At 55.1% G+C, this 23,889-nt stretch carries 20 protein-coding genes; 9 read left to right on the top strand and 11 right to left on the bottom strand.

From position 1 onward, the window contains the following. Positions 1 to 107 precede the first annotated feature (107 nt). Together EST62_RS07695 and EST62_RS07690 are read left to right on the top strand one after the other, a co-directional pair. The gene (locus tag EST62_RS07695; protein ID WP_245153533.1) at positions 108 to 1,190 is read left to right on the top strand and encodes an AAA family ATPase; all 1,083 of its coding nucleotides are present in this window, start codon (positions 108 to 110) and stop codon (positions 1,188 to 1,190) included. After that, positions 1,183 to 1,857, top strand: a complete 675-nt coding sequence (locus tag EST62_RS07690; protein ID WP_129051512.1) for a DUF4276 family protein — start codon at positions 1,183 to 1,185, stop codon at positions 1,855 to 1,857. Before EST62_RS07695 ends, EST62_RS07690 begins: the two co-directional genes overlap by 8 nt. Before the next feature lie 70 nt (positions 1,858 to 1,927). Here the strand turns inward: EST62_RS07690 and EST62_RS13480 are convergent, their stop codons facing one another. Beyond that, positions 1,928 to 2,101, bottom strand: a complete 174-nt coding sequence (locus EST62_RS13480; protein ID WP_167599243.1) for a hypothetical protein — start codon at positions 2,099 to 2,101, stop codon at positions 1,928 to 1,930. 77 nt (positions 2,102 to 2,178) lie between these two features. Here EST62_RS13480 and EST62_RS07685 point away from each other — a divergent pair, with 77 nt between their 5' ends. Continuing rightward, a complete protein-coding gene (locus tag EST62_RS07685) occupies positions 2,179 to 5,478 on the top strand; it encodes a type ISP restriction/modification enzyme (RefSeq protein ID WP_129051511.1) in 3,300 nt (1,099 codons plus the stop codon). Between the two features lie 103 nt (positions 5,479 to 5,581). Here EST62_RS07685 and EST62_RS07680 read toward each other — a convergent pair whose 3' ends face one another. Further along, positions 5,582 to 6,322: a PEP-CTERM sorting domain-containing protein gene (locus tag EST62_RS07680; protein WP_129051510.1), complete on the bottom strand. Its 741-nt coding sequence runs from the start codon at positions 6,320 to 6,322 to the stop codon at positions 5,582 to 5,584. 545 nt (positions 6,323 to 6,867) lie between these two features. Beyond that, on the bottom strand, positions 6,868 to 7,263 hold the full coding sequence (locus EST62_RS07675; protein WP_129051509.1) for a hypothetical protein: 396 nt from the start codon (positions 7,261 to 7,263) through the stop codon (positions 6,868 to 6,870). A 250-nt stretch (positions 7,264 to 7,513) separates the two neighbouring features. Between EST62_RS07675 and EST62_RS07670 the strand changes: the two genes are divergently transcribed. From EST62_RS07670 to EST62_RS07660, 3 genes are all read left to right on the top strand, one after another. Continuing rightward, positions 7,514 to 9,430, top strand: a complete 1,917-nt coding sequence (locus EST62_RS07670) for an ATP-binding protein (RefSeq protein ID WP_129051508.1) — start codon at positions 7,514 to 7,516, stop codon at positions 9,428 to 9,430. A gap of 21 nt (positions 9,431 to 9,451) precedes the next feature. Beyond that, complete coding sequence (locus tag EST62_RS07665; protein ID WP_129051507.1) at positions 9,452 to 10,033, top strand: pentapeptide repeat-containing protein; 582 nt, start codon at positions 9,452 to 9,454, stop codon at positions 10,031 to 10,033. A gap of 227 nt (positions 10,034 to 10,260) precedes the next feature. Further along, on the top strand, positions 10,261 to 11,004 hold the full coding sequence (locus EST62_RS07660) for a CAP domain-containing protein (protein ID WP_167599242.1): 744 nt from the start codon (positions 10,261 to 10,263) through the stop codon (positions 11,002 to 11,004). Between the two features lie 295 nt (positions 11,005 to 11,299). Here EST62_RS07660 and EST62_RS07655 read toward each other — a convergent pair whose 3' ends face one another. From EST62_RS07655 to EST62_RS07620, 8 genes are all read right to left on the bottom strand, one after another. Then, a complete protein-coding gene (locus tag EST62_RS07655) occupies positions 11,300 to 11,647 on the bottom strand; it encodes a DUF86 domain-containing protein (RefSeq protein WP_129051505.1) in 348 nt (115 codons plus the stop codon). Continuing rightward, positions 11,644 to 11,937, bottom strand: coding sequence for a nucleotidyltransferase family protein (locus EST62_RS07650; protein WP_209019421.1), 294 nt, complete (start codon positions 11,935 to 11,937; stop codon positions 11,644 to 11,646). Before EST62_RS07650 ends, EST62_RS07655 begins: the two co-directional genes overlap by 4 nt. Before the next feature lie 145 nt (positions 11,938 to 12,082). Continuing rightward, positions 12,083 to 12,562 carry a hypothetical protein gene (locus tag EST62_RS07645; protein ID WP_129051504.1) on the bottom strand — a complete coding sequence of 160 codons (480 nt, stop codon included), beginning with the start codon at positions 12,560 to 12,562 and terminating at the stop codon, positions 12,083 to 12,085. Positions 12,563 to 12,863: 301 nt separating this feature from the next. Continuing rightward, positions 12,864 to 13,799 carry a thioredoxin-disulfide reductase gene (gene trxB / locus EST62_RS07640; RefSeq protein WP_129051503.1) on the bottom strand — a complete coding sequence of 312 codons (936 nt, stop codon included), beginning with the start codon at positions 13,797 to 13,799 and terminating at the stop codon, positions 12,864 to 12,866. A gap of 87 nt (positions 13,800 to 13,886) precedes the next feature. Next, positions 13,887 to 14,216 (bottom strand): thioredoxin, encoded by a 330-nt coding sequence (trxA, locus tag EST62_RS07635; protein ID WP_129051502.1) that lies wholly within the window; start codon positions 14,214 to 14,216, stop codon positions 13,887 to 13,889. Between the two features lie 99 nt (positions 14,217 to 14,315). Beyond that, positions 14,316 to 17,864 carry a DNA polymerase III subunit alpha gene (dnaE, locus tag EST62_RS07630; RefSeq protein WP_167599241.1) on the bottom strand — a complete coding sequence of 1,183 codons (3,549 nt, stop codon included), beginning with the start codon at positions 17,862 to 17,864 and terminating at the stop codon, positions 14,316 to 14,318. Positions 17,865 to 18,025: 161 nt separating this feature from the next. Beyond that, positions 18,026 to 19,174: a glycosyltransferase family 4 protein gene (locus EST62_RS07625; protein WP_129051501.1), complete on the bottom strand. Its 1,149-nt coding sequence runs from the start codon at positions 19,172 to 19,174 to the stop codon at positions 18,026 to 18,028. Positions 19,175 to 19,189: 15 nt separating this feature from the next. After that, entirely contained in the window at positions 19,190 to 21,565 is a 2,376-nt protein-coding gene (locus tag EST62_RS07620; protein WP_129051500.1) for a glycoside hydrolase family 65 protein, read from the bottom strand. Between the two features lie 295 nt (positions 21,566 to 21,860). On the opposite strand from EST62_RS07620, the gene EST62_RS07615 reads away from it, so the two are divergent. The 3 genes from EST62_RS07615 (at position 21,861) to EST62_RS07605 (ending at position 23,777) form a co-directional block, all read left to right on the top strand. Continuing rightward, on the top strand, positions 21,861 to 23,063 hold the full coding sequence (locus EST62_RS07615; protein ID WP_129051499.1) for a leucine-rich repeat domain-containing protein: 1,203 nt from the start codon (positions 21,861 to 21,863) through the stop codon (positions 23,061 to 23,063). A gap of 172 nt (positions 23,064 to 23,235) precedes the next feature. After that, positions 23,236 to 23,514, top strand: coding sequence for a BrnT family toxin (locus EST62_RS07610; RefSeq protein ID WP_129051498.1), 279 nt, complete (start codon positions 23,236 to 23,238; stop codon positions 23,512 to 23,514). Continuing rightward, complete coding sequence (locus EST62_RS07605) at positions 23,511 to 23,777, top strand: antitoxin (protein ID WP_129051497.1); 267 nt, start codon at positions 23,511 to 23,513, stop codon at positions 23,775 to 23,777. Before EST62_RS07610 ends, EST62_RS07605 begins: the two co-directional genes overlap by 4 nt. Positions 23,778 to 23,889 lie beyond the last annotated feature (112 nt).

The raw sequence follows: 23,889 nt of genomic DNA, 5'->3' as shown, positions 1-23,889 counted from the left end.
TACATTATGACTTTTATGAATATATGTGCTCAATTATTACACTTTTATCTTTAACGAAGCAGAGCTTCGGGGAATATATCCCATAGAGATTCAAGTCGATTCGTGAGTTGCGGGACTTTGAACTCCGGGACCTGAACGTCATCATCGGGGCCAATGGCTCAGGCAAAAGCAACCTCGTGCAGGTCTTTCAGATGCTGATGGCGATGTCCCGCAAAGGATTGCAGAAGTTTGTCCTGGAAAACGGAGGCGCTGACAATTTTCTCCACAATGGCCCTCAGATTACTCCGGCAATATCGATGGAGTTTGAATTCGAGTCCCATAGTGATTACCGACAAGGATCAAATTTCTACCGTTTTGAACTGATCCCTACCGTATTGGATACGTTTCTTGTCAGTGAAGAACGGAAATATGTTACGACGAATTGGCGGCCTTATGGCAGTCCGTCATATGAAAGCCGACTGTACGATGAACGGGAAGAAAAATCCCAATTGAATGAACAATTCAATGGCGTCGGCTATTTTGTTTATCGCTCCATCGCCGACTGGATGGTCTATCACTTCCATGACACCAGTTCGACGTCCCCCATGCGCCGTTCCGAGATCATCGAAGACAATGCAAAGCTCAGACGCAACGGCGGCAACATCGCCCCATTTCTGTTGAAATTGAAAACTGATTTCTTGTTCCGTTCTTCTTATCAGGACATCATCAACGCAATCCGGCTGGTCATGCCGTTTTTCGACGATTTCCGTCTCGATGTACTCAAAATGGGTGAGGCTGAAAAAGTCAAGTTAAGCTGGAGCCAGAAAGGCTCCGACTTTCCGATGCAACCTTATCACCTCTCCGACGGCTCGATTCGTTTCATCTGCCTCGCCACGGCCCTTTTGCAGCCGCTTCCACCATCTGCGATTGTCATTGACGAACCGGAACTTGGTCTGCATCCCGAAGCGATCAGAATTCTCGGCGAGCTGATTCGAGACGCGGCCAAACGAACGCAGATCATGGTCGCAACGCAATCGCCTCTATTGCTCGATCAGTTCTCCATCGAAGATATTGTCGTGGTGAATCGCCGGGAAGGGCAGTCAGTATTTGAGCGGTTGCAACGCGCCGATTTCGATGAATGGCTGAATGATTATTCTGTCGGAGAACTCTGGTCGAGAAATATTATCGCCGGAGGCACCAGCCATGAATGAGTATGCGGAGGTGATTGTGCTTTCAGAGGGGCCGACAGAACAGCTCTTCGTCAAGCAATTACTCGCTCCATATCTGGCGCAAAAAAGGGTTTTTCTGACACCGGTCATTCTGGAGAAGCCCGGTGAAAAAGGTGGCGATGTTAAATTTGCGCGCGCCTGCAATGACATCGGAAAACATTTGAAACAAAGAAGAAATACCTGGATAACGCTCTTTGTCGATTACTACGGCATTGACAGCGATTGGCCAGGATATTCGGAATCAAAAAAGCAGACTGAGCATACCCGGAAGGCGCAAATCATGATCCAGCATACGACCGAAGCAATCAACGCACTATTTCCAGATATCAATGCCGCTTCGCGTTTTATTCCCTATATCTCCATGTACGAAATCGAAGCTCTCTATTTCAGTGATCCTTCTTGTCTGGCCGAAAAGTCTGGAGCGCCGCTGAAGTCAATCGAGCAAATTCTGGCCGAGTTCGGCGAGCCTGAAAAAATCAACGATCACCCGACAAGCGCGCCATCCAAAAGGCTGGAGAAGCTCTCGAACCGGTTCAGAAAAACCACAACCGGCATTGCCATCGCCACGGCAATCGGTATTCCGAAAATGCGAGAAGCATGTCCGTTATTCAACAACTGGATAACACAACTCGAAAATCTTCCGCGCTGACCGATCAGTCATCGTGAACAAATCCCGTCGGCTACCGCTGCACCAAAGCCGTTCCCGGCGACGCCGACGGCTATCCCGAATCGTTCGAGTACATCGACGCCACCCGCACGCTCCGCGTCGGCAGCGGCGAGTTCGCGCCCGTTTCGCCGACGCGGAGCTGGTGATGAACGACTGGTTCGACATCGAGGCCAGCCATTTCAACGCTCCGCCCCGTCGATTCCTTCACCCCAAGAGCGGAAAACACCGCGAAAACCGGTATGTTTCTACCATTCAGGCGCCAGCCATATCGCTCGCTGAAAAATCCCCAAGTTTTGCAATGGCATGACAAGCACCAACTCGATCCACAAGGCGTTGCAGGACTTCGCCGCCGCCGTTACGGAAAAGATGAGCCAGCTCACGCTGGGCGAGCCGGAGGAACAGCTTCGCGCTCCATTCGAGAATCTCATGGCGGGCGTGGCCGATGCGCTTGGCTGGAAGGTGGTCTGCACGGGCGAAACACCGCTGCCTGACCGGCTCGGTCGGCCCGATTACGCCATCCATCGCAATCAGGCGCTGGCGGGATACGTCGAGCTAAAGGCTCCCGGTTTTGGCGCGAATGCCAAGCGTTTCAAGGGGCGCAATCGCGAGCAGTTCAAGCGCTTTTCGGCGATGCCGAACATGCTCTACACTGATGGTAACGAATGGGCGTTGTATCGCGAGGGAGAGCTGGCAGGCAAAATCGTTCGGCTGTCGGGCGATGTTTCGGTGGATGGCGCGAGCGCCGTCGCCGCCGATGATGCGGCAAACATCGAGCGGCTGCTGCGTGGATTCCTGCTTTGGGAGCCGTTCATTCCGACCGGGCGCAAGGGCACGATCGACCTCAAGGGTTTCGCAGACCTGCTCGCGCCGCTGACGCGCATGTTGCGCGACGACGTAACCGATGCGCTCAAGGACGCCGAGTCGCCGCTCGTGCACCTCGCGCGTGACTGGCGGCAACTGCTCTTTCCCGGCGCGTCCGACGAGCAGTTCGCCGATGCGTACGCGCAGACCGTGGCGTTCGCGCTCCTGCTCGGACGCAGCGAAGGGGCCGATCCGCTTACGCTCGACAGCGCCGAGAACGCGCTCGCCGCGCAGCACAACCTGCTGTCTCGCGCGTTGCAGGTGCTGACCGACCCCGGCGCTCGCGCCGAGATGGACGCGTCGCTGAACCTCTTGCTTCGCCTCATTGCCGCCGTGCCGCCCGCGACCTTCACCGGCCCGGAAGATCCGTGGCTCTACTTTTACGAGGAGTTCCTCGCGGCTTACGATCCAAAGTTGCGCAAGGATGCCGGAGCCTACTACACGCCCGTTGAGGTAGTGCGCTGCCAGGTGCGCCTGATCGACGACCTGCTTGTCAATCACCTGAACATGCCGCTCGGTTTCGCCGATCCCGGCGTCGTGACGCTCGATCCCGCAACGGGCACCGGCACCTACCTGCTCGGCGTCATCGAACACGCCCTCAAGCGGATCGAGGCTGAACAAGGGGCGGGAGCCGTCGCGGGGCAAGCGACCGGGCTGGCCCGGAACCTCTACGGCTTCGAGCTGATGGTCGGCCCTTACGCCGTGGCCGAACTCCGCGTCAGCCGCGCCCTGCGCGACCGTGGCGCGTTGCTGCCGAAGGATGGAACGCACGTCTATCTCACCGACACGCTCGAAAGCCCCGACGCTGAGCCGCTGGTGTTGTCGTACTACCTGAAACCGATTTCCGACCAGCACGAAAAAGCGCTCAAGGTCAAGAACAGTGTGCCGGTGATCGTCTGCCTCGGCAATCCGCCCTACGACCGGCACGAAGCCGCGACCGGCGAGAACAAGGCGCGAACCGGCAACTGGGTGCGCTGGGGCGGCAAGCCGAACGGCGCGGATGCCATTTTCCGCGATTTCATCGACCCCGCCGTCGCCGCCGGGCATGGCGTGCACGTCAAAAACCTGTACAACCTCTACGTCTATTTCTGGCGCTGGGCGCTCTGGAAGGTGTTCGAGCAATCGCCGGCGCACGGGCCGGGCGTGGTGAGCTTCATCACCGGATCGAGCTACCTCGACGGCGACGCCTTTTGCGGAATGCGCGAGCACATGCGCCGCCATTGCGACGAACTCTGGATTCTCGACCTCGGCGGCGAAGGCCGCGGCACACGCCAAAGCGACAACGTCTTCGCCATCCAGACCCCCGTCGCCATCACCATTGCCATGCGTTCGAGCAACGCGAATTTGGACAAACCCGCCACCGTTCGCTACGCCCGCATCGAAGGCAGCCGCAACGAAAAACTCGCTGCGCTCGACGCCATCACCAACTTCGCATCGCTCGACTGGCAGGAATGCCCCGACGACTGGCAAGCGCCATTCAGCCCGGCAGGCAAAGGCGATTACTTCAGTTTGCCATTACTGACAGACCTCATGCCGTGGCAGCATTCAGGTGTTCAACTCAAACGTACCTGGCCAATTGGCCCTGACAGAGAAACACTTGAAAGACGTTGGAAAGGATTGCTGACAGCATCAAATCGATCCGAAGCTTTTCGAGGCACGGGCGACAGGGAGATTAATGGTGTGTATCGTGTCGAGCTTACAAAAGAAACCGATGCCACCCCGATAGCATCTCTTCCGCCTAATTCGCCCGTTCCGCCGATCCAGCGTTATGCTTACCGCTCTTTTGACCGACACAGCATCATTGCCGATGGACGCTTGATGTCGAGACCGCGCCCTGACCTCTGGCAGGCACACAGTGAACGTCAGGTGTTTTTATCAAGTCTGTTTTCTCAAGCGCTGGGCACAGGCCCCGCCTTGACAGCTTCTGCGATCATTCCCGATCTCGATCATTTTCGCGGGTCATATGGCGCAAAAGCAGCAATCCCCCTCTTTCGAACCTCCAACGCTTCGGAGGCGAATATTCTGCCGGGGTTGTTCGACTTGCTGGGGGCGGCGTACCGGCGCACGGTGACGCCGGAGGATTTTCTTGCGTACGTGTATGGCGTACTGGCGCAACCGGCCTTCACGGCGCGATTCGAAAAGGAGCTTGAAACCCGCGAGCTGCGCGTACCGCTCACGAAAAGCGGCGAGCTGTTCGAGCAGGCGCGAGCCATCGGCGCAAAGCTGCTCTGGCTGCACACCTACGGCGAGCGCTACGTGCCGGATGGGCGCAAAAGCGGACAGGTGCCGAACGGCTCGGCCCGCTGCACCAAAGCCGTTCCCGGCGACGCCGACGGCTACCCCGAATTGTTCGAGTACATCGACGCCACCCGTACGCTGCGCGTCGGCAACGGCGAGTTCGCGCCCGTTTCGCCGGAAGCGTTCGCCTTCGAGGTGTCGGGGCTGAAGGTGGTGCAGTCGTGGCTGAAGTACCGCATGAAGAAAGGGGCGGGCAAGAAATCCTCGCCGCTCGACGACATCCGCCCCGAGCGCTGGACGAGCCGGTTCACCACCGAGCTGCTCGAACTCCTCTGGGTGCTCGAAGCCACCATCGACGGCTACCCCGCCCAGGCCACGCTCTTCGACGCCATCATCGCAAGCGACTGCTTCCGGGCGGGCGAACTCCCCGCCGTCCCGGAACTGATGCGGAGTCCGAAAAAAGCGAAAGCATCGACCGGCGGGCTGTTCGAGTTCGAGGAGTGAGGGTTAATCCATGCCGTCCAATTCTGCCACCACATAAAAAAAGTGACCGGCCTTAATGACCGGTCACCGATACCTCATGAAATGTGAACGACGTATAATCTGCTCAGGCTTCCGACGTCTCGAGCTCTTTGCGCTTTTTGAGTGCCGCAACGGCGAGTCCTCCAACACCAAGAAGAACGATGGTTCCGGGTTCGGGTACAGCCGCAATCTGGACGCCGTTGATGTTGGCTTCAAGAGCTGCCTGATTGTAACCGATCGCCAGATTACCGATTGCATCCGTTGTCGCATGGATCAGCAGGTAGTTCTGTCCTGCGATAAAGGAGTCTGCAACTGCAACAGATGGAGAGGTAGTATAGTAAGAACCGTTGACGGTTACCCCCAATTGTCTGCCATCCGTAGCGGAATCGCCCTCGCTGTAAAGGTAAACATCATACGGTGTACCTGCGCTCAGACCTGAAAAGGTGATTGTTCCGCCTGCAGTAGCTCCGTACGCGAATAAATAGCCATCCATCAGTCCTTCGTAGCTGGTACCGTGAAAACCATTAACATCGCCACCCGTAGCTACCCATCCGCCAATATCGTCCGCCGTGCCGGTAGTACGAACACTCACACCGGTAGCATCTCCATTCACATCAAACAGGTTTGACGTTGTATTGTCTATTGATGTGCTTCTTCCCAAACCAATCGTATTCCATGTGTCGCCAGCTTTGCCGATCTCAGCTGCGCCGGTATAGCCTCCGCCTCCAATGCTTGTGTAGTTAACGTTGATGTACGACACTGCGGCAAGAGCCTGGTTCGACCAGAGCATTCCCGCCACGAACAGAAGTGAAAGTAGTTTTTTCATTTTCAGATGTATTTTAGTTGACAAAATCCTCTAAGCTGCACGAAGAGGAACCCCACAAAAACGTTGATAATCAACCATGGAATCCACATCGCTGAAAACTGTTGCCAGATATTGCTCATCAATTAATGACAGACACCCTCTTTATTAATGAGCTCGATAGCTTTCGGCCTTTTTCACGACAACGCACCGTCGTGCTCGCGCACCAACAAACAATGCACTTTAAATAGTAGAGGCAGAATCACTAAACATCATGAAGCCACCGCTGAAAAGGGTTACAAGCGGCTTGAGGCCAGAAACAGAGGCTTACACCGCGTAACGAATTTTTTTAGCACCGATAAACCGCGTAATCGAGACACGCAATAAGTTGAAAAAAAATATCTTTAATAGATCTCTGTAACTACAACACAACAAAGAAAAAAATCAAAATAAAAGACAACCAAAACAAAGAAAATCACGACGCTAAACGTTATCTGGATAAATTCAGAATATATAAAAACAATGAAAACAACATGATTATTAAACAAAACTTTATATCAATAATTTATTTATGAAACAAAGCAAAAATCTATACAAATAGCGTCTATCAGATAAAAAAGAAAAAATAATACAGCCAAAAAGAATGAAATCACTTTGTGAATCCAGAGTAAGCTGATCGATCTGCTTCCACAAGAACATGGCGAACTATCCGTCTGCTTCATGAGGGCTGTATAGTTGATCGATACAAAAAGCTCTTCAAGCAAAAATGAGTGAGCATCCGGTTTAGACCCGTCCGAGCACGACGGCCCCGGATACACTTCAAGGTATTTGATGAAAATTCTGGCCATGTATGCCCAGCCACAGGCATCGGTGAGATGCAAGACATGCTGAAAAAACCCGACGCGCTTAAAGTCCCGGAAGATCGGATCAGTGGTTTGTTTGATGCTGTCATCAATGAAGGCCACTCGGTGGGTTCCTCGCTGTTCCGAAGCACATGCGGAGTCCGAAAAAAGCGAAATCTTCGTGCGGAGACCTGTTCGAGTTCGAGGAGTGACGGGTGACAACCGGCAAGAGCGGTGCTTGCCATGAAAAACGATAAGCATCCGCGAACTTCTCCGCTATGATTTATGAAATTATTAATGTACTTTTAAATATAGAACCCAGATAACAATTCACGAAAGGAAGTTCTGAGGGATCACCCCAATATTGATACCCATGTCAGTCAACACTCTCGATTTCGATCTGTTCAAAGACTTTCCCGAACCAGTCTTTGTCATGGCCCCGGACGGAACGATCCTGGCAGCCAACCGCCTCTACGCTTCCCGATTCGAAGGCCTCCATGAACACATCATCGGACGCAATGTTTTTGAGCTGCTTGCCGAAATCAACACGCCACCCAAAGTTATCGCCAACAGGAAAAGCAAAACCGAAGAGGTGCTCCGAACCGGCAGGCATATCACCATCGATGACCACATGGACGGCGCGTTCTGGCGCGGCTTGATCTATCCGGTGTTCAGTGCTGAAAAAGAAATATCGAAACTGCTCGTCATTGTGCAGGATATTACGGCGCAACGGGTTGCCGAAATGGAGAACGAGGATTTCTGGGCAAAGATGGATTTCGCGCTTCAAAGCAGCCATGTCAGCGTCTGGTCGCACGATATCGACAATGACCGCCTCCTGAGAACACTGGAGCACGATCGCATTTTTGGTTATGATGCGCTCGTTCCTGACTGGAGGATTGAACGGTTTTTTGCTCATATTCACCCCGAAGATTTCCTGATGGTGAAAAGGCATTACGAAGCTTCGATGGCGAAGCAGTTGGATTTCAATATCGAGTTTCGTATTCGAAGAACCGATGACCAAATCCGGTGGATCAATCTGGTCGGCACCTTCCGGTTCGCCAAACCGGAAGGCACCCGCTCCATTGCAGGAATCATCCTCGATGTGACGGATAAAAAACTTGCGGCTCTTGAACTTGAAACGTTGCAGGCGCAGCTTCAGCAATCGCAGAAAATGGAGCTGGTCGGCCAGCTCGCCGGCGGCATCGCCCATGACTTCAACAACTCGCTGACCTCCATTATTGGCAATCTCGAACTGGCCCTCGCCAAAATCGATCCTTCGCTTCCTGTGGCCAGGTACCTGAAATATGCCCATAAATCCGCCCTGCGTTCGGCTGAACTGACCAGGCAACTTCTGGGGTTTGCCCGAAAACAAATGGTCCAGATGAAAGCGGTCTCGCTTAATCATGAAATAGAAAACCTCATCCCGATGCTCAAGCCCCTGATCGACGAGCAGATCGAGTGCGTCTGGCGGCCAGGCGAAGACACGCCGGAGATTTTCATCGATCCTGCCCAACTTGATCAGGTGCTGACCAACCTCTGCATCAACGCCAGGGACGCCATCAAAGAGAGCGGAACCATTACCATTTCAACCGGCGCGGCCCGTATCGAAAAGGAAGACTGCGCAAATGGGCACTCCTGGCAAAGCCCCGGCGAGTATGCCGTGCTCTCGGTGAGCGACACCGGAAGCGGCATCGACAGCACGGCGCTTCCCCATATTTTCGAGCCGTTCTTCACGACCAAGCCGGTAGGAAAAGGCGCCGGACTGGGCCTTTCGACCGTCTATGGCATCGTCAGGCAAAACAACGGCTCCATCGACTGCCAGAGCGAGCCGGGCAAAGGCGCGACATTCAGCATCTATTTCCCCGCGCATCGGAATGAGACCGGGGAATCCATGCTCAAGGCAAACGGGCAAACCTTCAAAACCAAAACGGTGCTGTTGGTCGAAGATGAACCCAATATTCTCAATATTCTCAAACTGGAGATCGAAGAAAAAGGGTTCAGGGTGCTTGATTCGCTCAATGCCGAAAGCGCTCTTGTCATCGCCGAAAAGCACTCGGAGAAGATCGATCTCCTGGTGACCGACATCGTCCTGCCGCGTATGAATGGCATTGAACTGAGCAAACAGTTGCAGGCGCGCATTCCAAAGCTGAAATCCATTTTTATGTCGGGTTTCGCTTTCAAGAAATCCGGAAGCAGTGGAGAGTCGTCAAAAAGCGTGAACTTTATCCGGAAGCCGTTCACCCTTCCCGAGTTCATGAACATGGTGTATCAGGTAATGCAGAGGCAGTAACCTGGCACAGCGCGGCGCGTCATGAAGAAAAAATCCATTGAGCCGGTATCCGGCAAAGTGTTCGAAAAGATCGCTTCCGTCGATCTCGACAGGAGCGTCGGCGTGTTCGAGGCGTGCCGCTTTGTGCAATGCGCCTTCGCGCAGGCCGATTTTTCGGGCCTCGTATTCCGGGAGTGCGCCTTTGAGCAGTGCGACATGAGCATGGTGAAGCTTGTCGGCGCGTCGCTTCAGGAGGTGCCGTTCACCGGCTGCAAGCTGCTCGGCGTGCAGTTCAGCGAGTGCCGAAAGCTGTTGCTCGAAATGAGCTTTGAGCGCTGCATGATGAAGCTCTCGCTCTTCGGCGGCCTCGACCTCAAGAACACACGCTTCTCCGGCTGCGATTTGCAGGAAGCCGATTTTACCGGCGCGAACCTCGCCGGTTCGAGTTTCGCCGACTGCGACCTCCGACTGGCGATCTTCTTTCACACGAACCTCGAAAAGGCCGATTTTCGCACCGCCTTCAACTTCTCGATCCCGCCCGAATCGAACCGCCTGCGGAAAGCGAAATTCTCGCTCAGCGGCCTGCCCGGCCTGCTCGACGCCTATGGCATCGAACTCGAATGAGCTGCCGCCAATCAGATGCAAAGAGTGGGCATTGCGCCGGACAACTCAAAATTCGAGCAGCTCTTTTTATATTTTACCCGGCGTTACCTCGCCTGATTTTTTCTGTGTCGATCCGAAACCGGATAGCCATCGCGCGATGGGCGACGTTGTAGCGGAGGCCTGTCCGGATGGCTCGCGGAACCAGACAAATGCTTGTTGCTGAATTGACCGTCTCTGTTGTCACTGCCATGCCTCGCTCTCGCAAAACGACCGCTATCCTCGCGCTGCTCGCGCTGACGCTTGCCTCAAAAGAAGCGGCAGGCGGCAAGCGGCCCTTTCCCGACACCGACGGCTACCCTCGTCAAGGGTGGGGTTTCGATACCGGCGCGACGCCGGGCGACCGGATCACCGGGGTGAATTACCTGAGTCCAGACGAACTCGAAGTTCTCAAGGAGGTCAACCTGTTGAGACGCGATCCGGCAGGATACGCCCGTCTTCGGCTTGAACCGCTCAGGGCCTGTTACCTCGGAAAACTCTTCTTTCATCCCGGCGCAACCCCCGTTCCCTTGCGAACCCGCGAAGGGGTCGCGGCGCTCGACGAATGTATCCGCGTACTCGAAAACGCCGAACCGGCGCCCCCGCTTTCGCCATCCGACGGACTCTCGCTGGCCGCCCGCGAACTGACCCGTGAGCAGGGTGCGACGACACGTACCGGCCACGTCGGCAGCCACGGTTCGACGATGCCTGAGCGGATCGAACGGTACGGCCAGTGGCGAAGTTCTATAGCGGAAAACATTTCGTATGGCCTTCAAACGCCCAGAGAAATCATCGCCTTTCTGCTCATCGACGACGGCGTCTCCAACCGGGGGCACCGGAAGAACCTGCTGAACGGCACGTTCAATCGCATCGGTATTTCGATCGGGCCGCACCGCCGACACAACGCCATGTGCGTCATGGACTTCGCCGCTGGTTACACCACGAAAAAACGGTAATCTGCAACGCCTGCCCGCTTCATCGAAAAACCGACAAGCTTCGAGGGGTGCTGCTATTCGCCTTCGATCAATCGGGCGACCGGCCCGCCGCACTCGGCGCAAGTGCCGGTTAGAATCAAATCTTTCCTCTCGATTCCGGCTGATTCAATATTGATATACACCGCTTTCCGGCACGCGCTGCACCAGACATTTCCAAGAAGCTTTCCCTGAATCGACGGCTCGATTGCATCCCAACGCCTGAGCGCCGCAGGAGTGAAAAGTGACCGGTCCGGAATGTGTTTTATCATAAGTTTTTTTATTCAAAATTTTTGATCATTCCGTGAATAATTGGCTTTAACTCTTTGATATCTTCGGTTGCTGTTTTCCAGACGACCTCAATATCAACCCCAAAATATTCATGAACAAGTTTGTCGCGCATCCCGGCCATTACTCGCCATGGCACATTGCTATATTTTTCCTTGACATAGGCAGGGATTTTTTTGCTCGCCTCGCCAATGATCTCAAATGCCCTGATTACGGCAAATTGTGATTTGTCGTCCTGTGCAAAATCATGAAAACTCTGATCCGCAATAAATTTCTCAATTTTGACCATAGCATCGAGTATATCCTCAAGATAATCGATAAATTCGCGATTAATGCTCATAAAATCACCAGTTCCTTCCGAATATATTTCCCTATTCGAGGTTTAAGAGCTGACTCCATTACCAGATCAACCTTGACGCCAAGTAAATCTGACAAATAATTCTCCAATGCAATAAACTTGAAAAGTGATGGCGTTGATGTAAACGTCACCAACAGATCCAGATCACTTGCCGAAGTCTGCTCATTACGCACATAAGAACCAAACATGCCAAGCCGGTTTATCTGATACTCTTCCTTGAGCTTGACCATGTATGGCTTTAGCGCCGTCTGTATTTCAGTTACATTTTTCACAATAACTCATCTTTTTCGTATTCTTTTCTGATTTAATCATAATTTCATCTTCAGCGACTCTCGCGGACTCGCGGCTGGAAAGCACCTGCTGTGACAAACAAAACCGTCATCTGCAACCAAATTTAGATATCTGTTACTATCGTCATTATTTACCAAATTCTTCTTGCAGTCTTATTAGATAAGGCTCTACAGCGCTATGAATAGTTCGTTTAAAAAACTCGTGAATTTGCTCTATATTTTTTTCAGCTGATAGCAAATCAAAACGATTCGGCATGATAATTCTGAATGGCTCCGTTGATTTATATCTCCTAATACACTTTTCTGATATTCTATATCCGATTTTGTATTCAAAACCTGCAGAAAGTATTGCTTCCTTGATATCATCTCTTATGAATCTTGAAACAATATTATTTTTAATATCGTTCAGTTTATGATCGACCTCAGCTATTGGAGACTCTACATGAAAACGAACTTCATTGGGTTTACTCGTTTGAACTTCCCAATGAATAGTGAAAAAATCTCTATGATTTTTATAATCTCCACCTCTTCGAGACCACTCCCATTCTTCGTCTCGTCCAGATACTAATGGACCTCCTTTTGGTTTTCCGTAAATAAATTGAATCATAATTTATTTCCCGTTAATTGCACAATGAATGCCAAACATTAATATTTACGAATCCGTATAAACCCCCATCTTCACCACCTGACTATTCGATGTTCATCTCATTTTACGCTCCTGCTGCCTTAAATGGCAACGCCGATACCAAATTCATGAACCAACAGAAAAGCCTGGATTGCCACGTCGCTACGCTCCTCGCAATGACAGATTTCACCAAAGCAATTTACCATTGACTTGTCATAAACCAAAAAAAAGCGCCGGAGCTTCAACAGCACCGGCGCTTTTCAAGACGAAAAATCTTGCCGTTTTAGCGGATCGAGTCAAGAAACCGTTCGGCTTCGATGGCCGACATGCAGCCGGTGCCGACGGCGGTGACGGCCTGGCGGTAGGTGAAGTCCTGCACGTCGCCGCAGGCGAAGACTCCCTGGACGCTGGTCTCCGTGGAGTGGCCCTTGGTGAGGATGTAGCCGTAATCGTCCATGTCGAGCTGGCCCTGGAAAATCTTCGCGTTCGGTTCGTGGCCAATCGCCATGAAAACGCCGTCGCAGGCGTGCTCAGTCAGCTCGCCGGTCTTGACGTTTTTCAGGCGGATGCCCGTCACCTTCATGTCGTCGCCGAGAATTTCATCGACCACCTCGTTGAGCATGGTGGTGATCTTCGGATTCTTGCTGGCCCGCAGGCTCATGATCTTGGAGGCGCGGAACTCGTCACGCCGGTGAACAAGCACCACTTCGGAGGCGAACTTGGTGAGGTAGAGCGCCTCCTCCATTGCCGTATCGCCGCCGCCAACCACGAACACGCGGCAGTTGCGGAAAAAGAAACCGTCGCAGGTAGCGCACGCCGAAACGCCGCGCCCGCGATAGGTCTCCTCGGACTCGATGCCGAGCCACTTGGCGTTCGCGCCCGTTGCGACAATGAGCGTCCGGGTGAAAATTTCCTCGCCGCCATCGAGGGTCAGGCAAAACGGACGGCGCGACAGATCAACATCGGTCACGCTGCCGAACTGGAACTCGACGCCGAAACGCGCCGCCTGCTCACGCATCCTGCCCATCAACTCCGGGCCGGGAATGCCTTCGGGAAAACCGGGAAAGTTTTCGATGTCAGTGGTAATCATGAGCTGACCGCCGGGCTGATGCCCTTCGATGACCAGCGGCTTGAGGTTAGCCCGTCCGGTGTAAATGGCCGACGTGTATCCGGCAGGGCCGGTTCCGATGATGACGACGTCCCTGATTTCTTTGTCCATCGCGTGTCTCCGGGAGGTATGGTTTGGATTATAACAAAACTATCCCGGCTTGAACCGGGATAGCAAAGAGTACAAAAGGATGGAAGATCAGCCGATATGCTCGTCGAGCTTTTTCGAGATCATGTTCTTGGGCAGAGCGCCGACCATCTGGTCAACGACATTGCCATCCTTGACGATCAGCATGGTGGGAATGCTGCGAATGCCGTATTTGGCTGCCGTATTCGGGTTGTCATCGACGTTGAGTTTGGCGATGATGGCCTTGCCTTCGTAATCACCGGCAAGCTCTTCGATAACCGGGCCGAGCATCATGCACGGACCGCACCATGCAGCCCAGAAATCGACCAGGGCAACTTTGCCGGAATCGAGAATTTCAGCCTGAAAATTCTGATCGGTTGCCTCGAAATATTTTCCGCTCATAAGTTCTCACGTAAAAGGTTAACAATTGATAAGAGAAACAATGTTACTCTGTGCAAATATAATTGAATAAAAACAAACCTGGCAACAAATGCCGAAAATCTATCCGGTAATTTTGACATTGTCCGGCCCAAGAATCTCTTCGAGCCGGTCGAGCAGTTCGTCGTCGGCCTCGATTGGCGTGTTGCGAGCAAAGAGCTTCAGGGTTTCGTTGCACGAACCAATGGTGGCCCGAAGTTCAAAATCGACCGGCGTTCCGCCCTTGTGCCGCTCGAACAGCTCGCGAACCTCCCTGAGTCTGTCGAGCTGCGAGGCGTCGTCGGCGTCGATGCGCAGCACCACCTTTCTGACCAAGGCCGAGCGCACCTTCTTGAGCGGCGCGACCTCGCGTACCAGCAGCTTCAGACTGCCATCCTTCGCCTCGGCTTCGGCGCTGAGCATCACCGCTTCGTCGGGCTGAAGCATGTGGCGGTACTGTTCATAGACGCTGGCGAACACCGTGAAATCGGCCTTGCCGGTGAAATCTTCGAGCACGCCGAAAAGCATCTGCTTGCCCTTGCGATCCTGATAGGGCTTGACCGACACGATCACGCCAATCGCCTTGTAGAGCTTCGACGGGGTCACGTCGCGCATGTCAAGCGTGAGGTTGGCGAACGCCTCCCAGTCGCGCCGGTAGCGGTCGAGCGGGTGATGGCTGAGGTAGAAGCCGACCAGCCGTTTTTCGTGCTGGAGCCTTTCGCTGTCCGGCATCGGCTCGGCGTTGTCGAGATCGGGGTAGTGCACGCCCGCCTGCTCGTCGCTGAAATCGTCGTTGAAAAAGCCCCCCTGGCCGAGCGTGACCGCCTTGTTCTGAATCTGCCCGAACTTGATCGCCTTGTCCACGTTGACGAGCAGTTTGGCGCGGTTGGGGTCGATCTCGTCGAGCGCTCCGGCCTGGATGAGGCATTCGAGCGCCTTGCGGTTCATGGCGCGAAGATCGACCGAGGCGGTCAGGTCGAACAGGTTGAGGAACGGCTTGCTGTCGCGACGCAACCGGGCCGCCACCACAGCCCTCGCGCCGCCGCCAACCTGCTTGATGGCGCTGAGACCAACGCGGATGCAGGACTTGCCCTTGAATTCATCGACCGAAAAGAGCGCGTCGCTTTGGTTGATCGAGGGCGGCAGGGTAAAGATGCCGAACCCTTTGGCCTCGTCGGTCAGGTGCTTCATGCGCTCGGTGTCGCCGATTTCGCTGTTCAGGACCGCCGTAATGAACTCGATGGTGTAGTGCGCCTTGAGGTAGCCCGTCCAGTAGGCCAAGACGCCGTAGGCCGCCGAGTGGCTTTTGTTGAAACCGTAGCCCGCAAACTCGGCCATCAGGTCGAAGATGCGCGTGGCGAGCGCTTGATTGACATCGATGCTGACCGCGCCATTGACGAACTCCTCCTTGAACTTCTGCATCAGCTTCGGGTCCTTCTTGCCCATCGCCTTGCGCAGGTTGTCGGCCTTGCCGAGCGAGAAGCGCCCCATCACCTGCGAAATCTGCATCACCTGCTCCTGATAGACGATGACGCCGTAGGTCTCCTTGAGAATCTCCTCAAGCATGGGGTGCATGTAGTCAATCTCCTCGCGCCCGTGCTTGCGGTCAACGAACAGATCGACGGCGTTGCGGTGCTCGTCGATGACGGCGTTGAGCGCGCCGGGCCGGTACAGCGCGCTCATGGCGATGATGTCGCCAATGGTGGTGGGCTGGAGCCGCGTCATGTAGCTCTGCATTCCGGAGGACTCGAACTGGAAGATGCCCGCCATTTTGCCCTCCTGAAAGATGCGGAAGGTCTGGCGGTCGTCCATCGGCACCTTTTCGAGTTCGATATCGATGCCGTGGCGCTTCCTGATGAGCCGCAGGGTTTCGTCGATCACGGCGAGGGTTTCCAGACCGAGGTAGTCGATCTTGAGCAGGCCCGCCTGTTCGATGCAGTTCTTGTCGAACTGGGTCACCACCTGCTTTTCGTCACTGCTGTCGGCCTTCGTGCCGTCGATGTCGTTCTGGTCGAACTCGTCGGCGTACTTGCGCTCCTCGGTCTCGATCTTGTTGGAGACGTAGAGCGGCACCTGCTCTTCGAGCGCGCCGTCGGTGATGACCACCGCGCCCGCGTGCATCGAGACGTTGCGCGCCCGCCCCTCCATCGCCCGCGCATACTGCATGAGCTGCTGGTACTGCGGATCGGTATCGACCAGCCGCTTCAGCTCCTTGACCTCGCGCAAGGCGTCGTCGAGCGAGGTGCCCGGCCTGGTTGGCACCAGCTTGGCGAGCTGATCGACCGCCTTGAGCGGCACGTCGAGCACGCGCCCGGCGTCGCGAATCGCCGCCTTCGCGCCGAGCGTACCGATGGCGACCACCTTGGCGACACTGTCCGGGCCGTATTTCCGGACGGTGTATTCGAGCACCTTCTGCTTGCCGACCGGCGTGAAATCGATGTCGATATCGGGCATCGAGATACGCTCCGGGTTGAGAAAGCGCTCGAAGAGCAGCTTGTACCTGAGCGGATCGATCCGGGTGATGCCGGTCAGATAGGCGATGATGCTGCCCGCCGCCGAGCCGCGTCCGGGGCCGACCGAGTAGCCCATCTCGCGGGAAGCGGCGATCAGGTCGCTGACGATCAGGAAGTAGGCGCTGTAGCCCATCTTTTCGATGACGCCGAGCTCCAGCTCGATGCGCGCCTTCGCCTCCTCCGGAATTGCGCCGTCCTCCACGCCGTACTTGTTGCGCGCGCCCTCCCAGGTCAGGTGGCGCAGATACTCCTTCTCGCCCTCGAACCCTTCGGGAAGCGGAAACTTCGGCAGATGCGGATCCTGATCGATAAAGGTGTAGGCGCACGATTCGGCGATCTTCACCGTATTGCTCAGCTCGCTGTGCGCGTTGTCGAACAGCGCCGACATCTCCGGGGCCGACTTGAAGTAGTTCTCGTGGCCCGGCAGGCATTGCAGGTTCTGGCTGTTGAGGCGCTCCTTGGTGCGGTTGGCGATCATGGCGCGGTAGCAGCCCGAGTCGCGCCGTTCGAGGTAGTGCACGTTGTTGGTCGCCACCAGCGGAATCGAGAGCTGTTCGGCCAGGCGGATCGTGGCTGCTACGAGCTGCTCCTCGTGCGGAGCGCCGTGCTTCTGGAGTTCGAGGTAGAAGTGCTCGCCAAACATCGAACGATACTGCCCGGCGAGCTTCGCCGCTTCGCTTTCGTCGCCGGAGAGCAGCGCCCGGCCGACAAGGCCGGAGTGCGCCGCCGACAGGCAGGTCAACCCCTCGCGGTACTCTTCGAGCACGGAGCGATCGACATGCGGCAGCCCGTTGGAGAAGCCGTCCCGCGCCGCCCGCGACAGGATAACGCACATGTTGCGATAACCAATATCGTTGCGAATAAGCAGAATGAGCGTGGCCGGGCGTCCGCTGTCGCGCGAGTCGGTGCCCGCCAGGAAAATCTCCGCGCCCATGATGAGCTTCACGTCGGCCTTGCGGGCCTGGCCGAACAGCTCCGGCATGTTGAACATCGCGCCGTAATCGGTCACGGCGACCGAACTCATGCCCTGTTTTTTGCAGGCCGCGAACAGCTCGCCCGGAAAGATCGGGCTGCTCTGCATCGAATAGTGAGTATGGGTGTGAAGGTGAACGAACTCCAAAACGCCTTGTTTTTGGTTGCCATGCTCCGGACGAATATCGAACGGCTCACCCATCATTATAACCTTTCAGAAACTTCATGCAAGATCAAAATTGAGCCTCGCATGGTGAGCGCCCGGTGCTGCTCCTGAAAAGAAACAGAGAGAGGCGCCAAGCCGCAAGGTTATGGCAAGTGATAACCATGCAACAGCTTACGGAAAGATTGCCGTCTATTCGACCGATGGCGGCGAAGCTGGAATGAGCGCTGGCTCAGTGAGGTCGGAGGACGAGCAGGGGCGGCTGCAATGACGTTGCGATACAGGGCTTCATACTTCTCGACCATGTGGCCGAGCGTGAAGCGCCGCTCGAATTCGCGCCTGCACGCAGCTCTTGAAATCGTATCGATATTGTGGATCGCATGGATGAAATCGAGCTGGCTGTCGCAGACAAACCCGGTGAGGCCGTGAGTAATCACCTCCGGACTGGAGCCGCAGCGCCGCACGATGACCGGCGTACCGCAAGCCAGCGCCTCGATCATCACCAGGCCGAACGGTTCGGGCCAGTCGATGGGATTGAGCAGCGCGCGTGCGTTCCTGAGCAGCTCCCCTTTCCGGCTGTCGTCCACCTCGCCGATATACTCGATGTAGGGGCTGTCGAGCAGTGGTTCGACCTTTGTTTTGAAATAGGCCTTGTCGGCAGGGTCGATCTTGGCCGCCAGCTTCAGGTGGATTTTGCACGCCCTCGCCAGCCTGATCGCCTCATCGGGCCGCTTCTCCTCCGAAAACCGGCCGAGGTAGAGAAAGTACTCTTTCGGATCGGGATTGAACGTGAACAGGCTCTCCGGATAGCCGTGATAGACCGTGCCCGCCCAGTTGATCTCCGGCGCCGGAAGACGCTGCGAGTCGCTGATCGAAACCCAGGCCATCGATCGGTACCGGCGCAGCATTTCGACATAGTCGGGCACATCGAGCCGCCCGTGCATGGTCAGCACGGTCGGAGTCTGAAAACGGGTAGCATAAGGCAGAGTGAGATATTCGAGATGCGAGTGGATGATGTCGAACTCCCCCGCCATCTCCTCATAGACTTTCGAGAGCATCAGCATGTGCATGATGATGGTCGAGTGGATTTTGCGACCGAGCCGGAGACTTTGCGTCACCGGCGCAATCAGGCGGGCGCTGGTGACGGAGTCCCCGGAGGCGAAGAGCGTCACCTCGTGGCCACGCTCAACCAGCCCTTCGGTGAGGTAATAGACGACCCGCTCCGTGCCTCCGTACTTCTTCGGCGGGACGCTTTCGATCAGGGGAGAAATCTGCGCAATTCTCAGCTTTTTCATTCTTTCGCTTCCGTTTCATTTCGTTGGGCAATAACTCAGTGTGAATGGCTCATTGGTACGAATCTTGTAAGTCTGACCGTAAAGGGTGCAGGGCAACGTCAAATCCGATGCGACCTCGATCGTGATCGTCACCTCGCCGTGGGTGATGTCGAGGTGCACGGTGCGTTCGCGCCACCGAACGCGGAAGGCGAGGCGCTCCCACTTTTTTGGCAGCCACGGATTGAGCACGATCCGGTCGGACTTGAGGCTCAAGCCGCCGAATCCGTGGACGACCGTCTGCCAGCTTCCGCCAACCGACGCGGCATGGATGCCGAGTTCGGTGTTGTCGTGCAGATTTTCGAGGTCGAACAGCGCGGTCTTCATGAAGTAGCGATAGGCGTTGTTTCGCTCGGAGACGGCAAGCCCCATCATGGCGTAGGTGCAGTGGCTCAGGGAAGATTTGTGCGCCGTGCGCGGCTCGTAAAAATCGTAGTTGGCCTTCTTCTCGTCGAAGCTGAACGAATGCGGAAAGAGCAGCATCATGAGCACCACATCGGCCTGCTTGATGAGCCGGGTGCGCCCGATGTTCCGGTAGTTCACGCCCGGCGGCAGCACCGGATGGCCGCGCCGGTCGTGACGCGAGATCACGTAATCCTTGAGGTCAAAGTAGCCGTCGAACTGCTCGACCAGACCCGTTTCAGCATTTTGGATGAACTTGAGGCGGCGGCTGATGTCGAGCCAGCGAAGAGGCTCATCATCGCCAAGCGCAATCTTTGCCGAAAGTTCTTGCAGTGCCTCCGGCGCGGTTTTGCCGAGATGCCGGTAAAGCATGGAGGCCAGCCGCAAATGCCACTTCACCATCCAGTTGGTATAGGCGTTGTTGTTGACGTGCTCGTGAAATTCATCCGGCCCGATCACCGTGTGAATTTCGTAACCCTCGCCGACCCTGGTCACCCGGCTCGCCCAGTAACGCGCGGTCAGAAACACCATCTCCAGCCCGCAGTGCAAGAGGAACCCCTCGTCGCCAGTCACCCTGAAATAGCGCTCCACGCCATAAATCACGTCGGAGACGATGTGCTCCTCCTCGTCGCCGGTGTAGATAAAACGGATGATTTTTTCGAGTTTGGAGGCGAAACGCGGCGTCACATCCTCGCCGGTGGTGGCCGACTCCCAGGCGAACCGCGCACCCTCGCAACCCGACTTCGAGGCGTTCCTGATTGCGCCGGGCAGCGTGTTGAAACGGTACATCAAGGCGTTGCGCGCCATCGCCGGAAAGTTGTGGATGTAGAACGGAAGAATGAAAATTTCGGTGTCCCAGAACACGTGCCCCATGTACCCCTCCGAGCTGAGGAACTTCGCGCCGATGGGACTGGGCCGCGCGGGACCGTTGATAAGCAACTGGTAGATGTTGTAGCGCAGCGCCGCCTGGGCGGCGGGGTCGCCATCGATGCGCACGTTGGCCTGCCGCCAGAGCTCGCGCCACACCTCGATGTGCCGCCCGATCTCGACTGGCGAGCCGGTTCGGACGTAGCAGCGGAGATTACAGATCGCCTCCCGGATCATGTTGCGCGAGCGCTCCTCCGGCACATCGCGGCTGGTCATGACGACGGCGAGCTTTTCAAAGAGATACGACTGCCCCTGCGAAGCGTCGATGGTGATTTCGCTGGTGAACTTCTCGCCGTAAATCCTCGGCTCCCAGCGCAGCATCCGGCCCGGATCTGAGATCATCTTCCACGACGCGCCGAGGGCGATACGAATCCCCTGCTGGCGGGTGATCATTTCGAGGTACATGAAGTTCCGCCCCCGCTCGATCTTTTCAAGCTGGAGGTGCTTGTACTGCTCGCGCGGGAAAAAGCCGCGATTGAACACCTGACCGTTCAGCCCCGAAAGCACCCTGATCTGGCCGGAAAAATTCCTCGGCGTGATCTTCACCCGCATGTAGCCGCGGTGAGGATCGTGCATGAAAACAAGGCGGGAAGTTTCGAGAGTGAGAATTTTTCCGTGAGGATTTTTGAAGGTGGTGCGGCGGTGCAGGATGCCTTTTTTCATGTCGAGCACCTGCTCGTGCTCCAGTGCGCGGCTGCACGACAGGCAGAATTTGTCCCCGTCATGCCAGACCGACACGTCGGTCCACATCGGGCACTTGACCAGCTCCTCGACGTCCGACTCCGACTTGTCATAAACACCAGCCAGATACATGCCGCCGCAATGGCCCGGCGGAAGCTCTTCGAGGCTGCCTCGAACATTGAGGTAGCCGTTGCCGAGGGTCAGAAGGGTTTCATTGATCTGGATCGCCTTGGGCTGTTTCCGGTATCCTTTTCTCCTCAAAAGCCACTCTTCCGGTGAAAGCTCGAAGAAAACGTCAAGATCATCCACCGGCTTTCCGTCGCCTGACAATGAACTTCCTGTCATATTTCCTCCCTTGGGCTGACGCCCATTGCATAGCTGATCACCGAATCGACACCTTTTCACAAAAAAACCGAGCACCGGCACAGGAGACTTTTTTGCAGATTTCATCGGCACGGCTCCCTTAACTTTAAATAACAAAGTTAAGCAGACTGAAAGTTCACGCTCAATTTGCATCTGCTCAAAGCAGCCAGGTGTTACCAATCGGAAAACCGGCGGGCGGGGGATGCGGTTTGAGGCTGTTTTTTTCCTATTTTGTGCAACAATAGCAGGCTAACCCAACCCTTCAAGGCCATACCCATTGGAGCAGAATATTTACAAGCAGTGCCCGGTCTGCGGTTTTCCGCTGACCCGGCAGAATGCGATATGTCCGAGATGCGGTAACGACATTCTCGAAGACATCAACACGCTCGACGAGCAGAATCACGAGAAGCACTACCGCGTCATCGAGGAGAAAAAAGCCGACTGGTACATCCGGTGCCTGGCCGAAAACCTCGATACCGGCAAATCGCCGGTCGTGAACTTTCCGAACGACTACACCGGCCCGATGCACTCGGGCTTCCACAACCGCCTCTCCCCGGCCGAACAGGAGGCGCTGGCCGCATCGCGAACCGTGCTCTTGCGAGACCCGCAAAAGCGGCACAACTGGTTCAAGGCGCTGGGCAACGACTGGAAGGAGGTGGTCAAAAACACGCTGAAAGTCCAGCGTGACCCCTCGGACGAGGAGCTGCTCGACTTCCTGAACGCCACCAGCATCCGGTGCGACAACATGCGCATCCACAACCTCGCGCCGACGAGCCTGCTCGAAAACCTGCAACAACTGCGCTGCGACGAAAGCCCCATCGAGAGCCTCGAACCGCTCCGAAACCTCCGCAACCTCAAGCGCCTCTACGCCTTCGACTGCGACTACACCGCGCTCGACCCGTTGCGCGACATCCTCTCGCTCAAGTTGCTCTGGGTTTCAAGCACCGAGGTGAGCGATCTCGAACCGGTCAGCGGCCTTGTCAATCTCGAAGAGCTGTACTGCTCCGAAACGATGGTGAGCGACCTGTCGCCGGTGAGCGGACTGTTCAGGCTCGAAAAGCTGAGCTGCTACAAAACGGAGATCACCTCGATCGAGCCGCTCCGGAACCTGACCAACCTCTCCGAACTCGGCATCAACATCACCGGCGTCAGCTCGCTCGATCCGCTGTCGAGGCTGGAAAATCTCGAATACCTCCGGTGCAGCCGCACGGCGATCACGAGCCTCGAACCGCTAAAAAACCTGGCCATGCTCAAGGAGCTGGGCATTGCGGAAACCGGCGTCCACCACCTCGACCCACTCGCCGGACTCCGGGAGCTGGAAGAGCTGAACATCATCGGCACGCTTGTCGATTCGATAGCGCCGCTGATGGAGCTGGTGAGTCTCGAAAAGCTGGAACTCTCGGCAGGCCGAATTCCGCAATCCGAAATCGACCACTTCATGCAACTGAATCCCGCCTGCGAAGTGGTGATAAAGCCGTGAGGCTGAGTGGAAATAGACGATAGTAAAGAAGGGATAACGGTAATTTGAAAAAGCTGTTATCCTTTTTTTTGATTGAAAAAGCCACCTGATTATTGCGGACGGTTGATGTGCTTCAGCGCTTAATCCGCATAATTCTGTTGCCAAAGTGCACACCATGCCCTAAATTCGTCTTATGAAACTGATAAACTGGAATAGAGAGAAGAATGAGTGGTTGAGAAAAAACAGAGGAATCTGTTTTGAGGATATTCTTTTTTATCTGGATAGTAAGTGCCTGATCGACGATATTGAACATCCAAATCAGGAAAAATATGCTGGACAAAGAATGATGGTTTTGAATATCGATAACTATATCCACCTTGTCCCTTACGTTGAAACGGCTGATGAAATTTTTCTGAAAACGATCATTCCGAGTAGAAAAGCGACAAAAGAATATCTGGAGAATAAAAAATGAATAATTTCGATAATGATGAAAAAGAGTTGCTGGATTCTTTTGAACGAAATGAATGGCGTTCTGTTAAAGATTTAAAAAAGCGAAAGCTGGAACTGGAAGAATCTGCACGTGCTACCATACGAAAAGATAAACGGGTAAATATCCGGATTTCCGAACGCGACCTGAAAGAGTTGCAGAAAATTGCCCTGAAAGAAGGGTTGCCGTACCAGACGTTGATTTCGAGTATTTTGCACAAATACATAAACAAGACTCAGGCAGAGTGAAGGGAAAAAATACCGGTGGGGAACTGATACCGCAAGCCGAACTCGACCGCTTCACGCAACTGAATCCCGCCTGCGACGTGATCGTTAAATCGAATGGATGACGGATTGGTCT

This window comes from Chlorobaculum sp. 24CR (assembly GCF_004118635.1).
In the GTDB taxonomy this organism is placed as follows: Bacteria; Bacteroidota; Chlorobiia; order Chlorobiales; family Chlorobiaceae; genus Chlorobaculum.
This window is presented reverse-complemented; position numbering and strand designations above follow the sequence as displayed.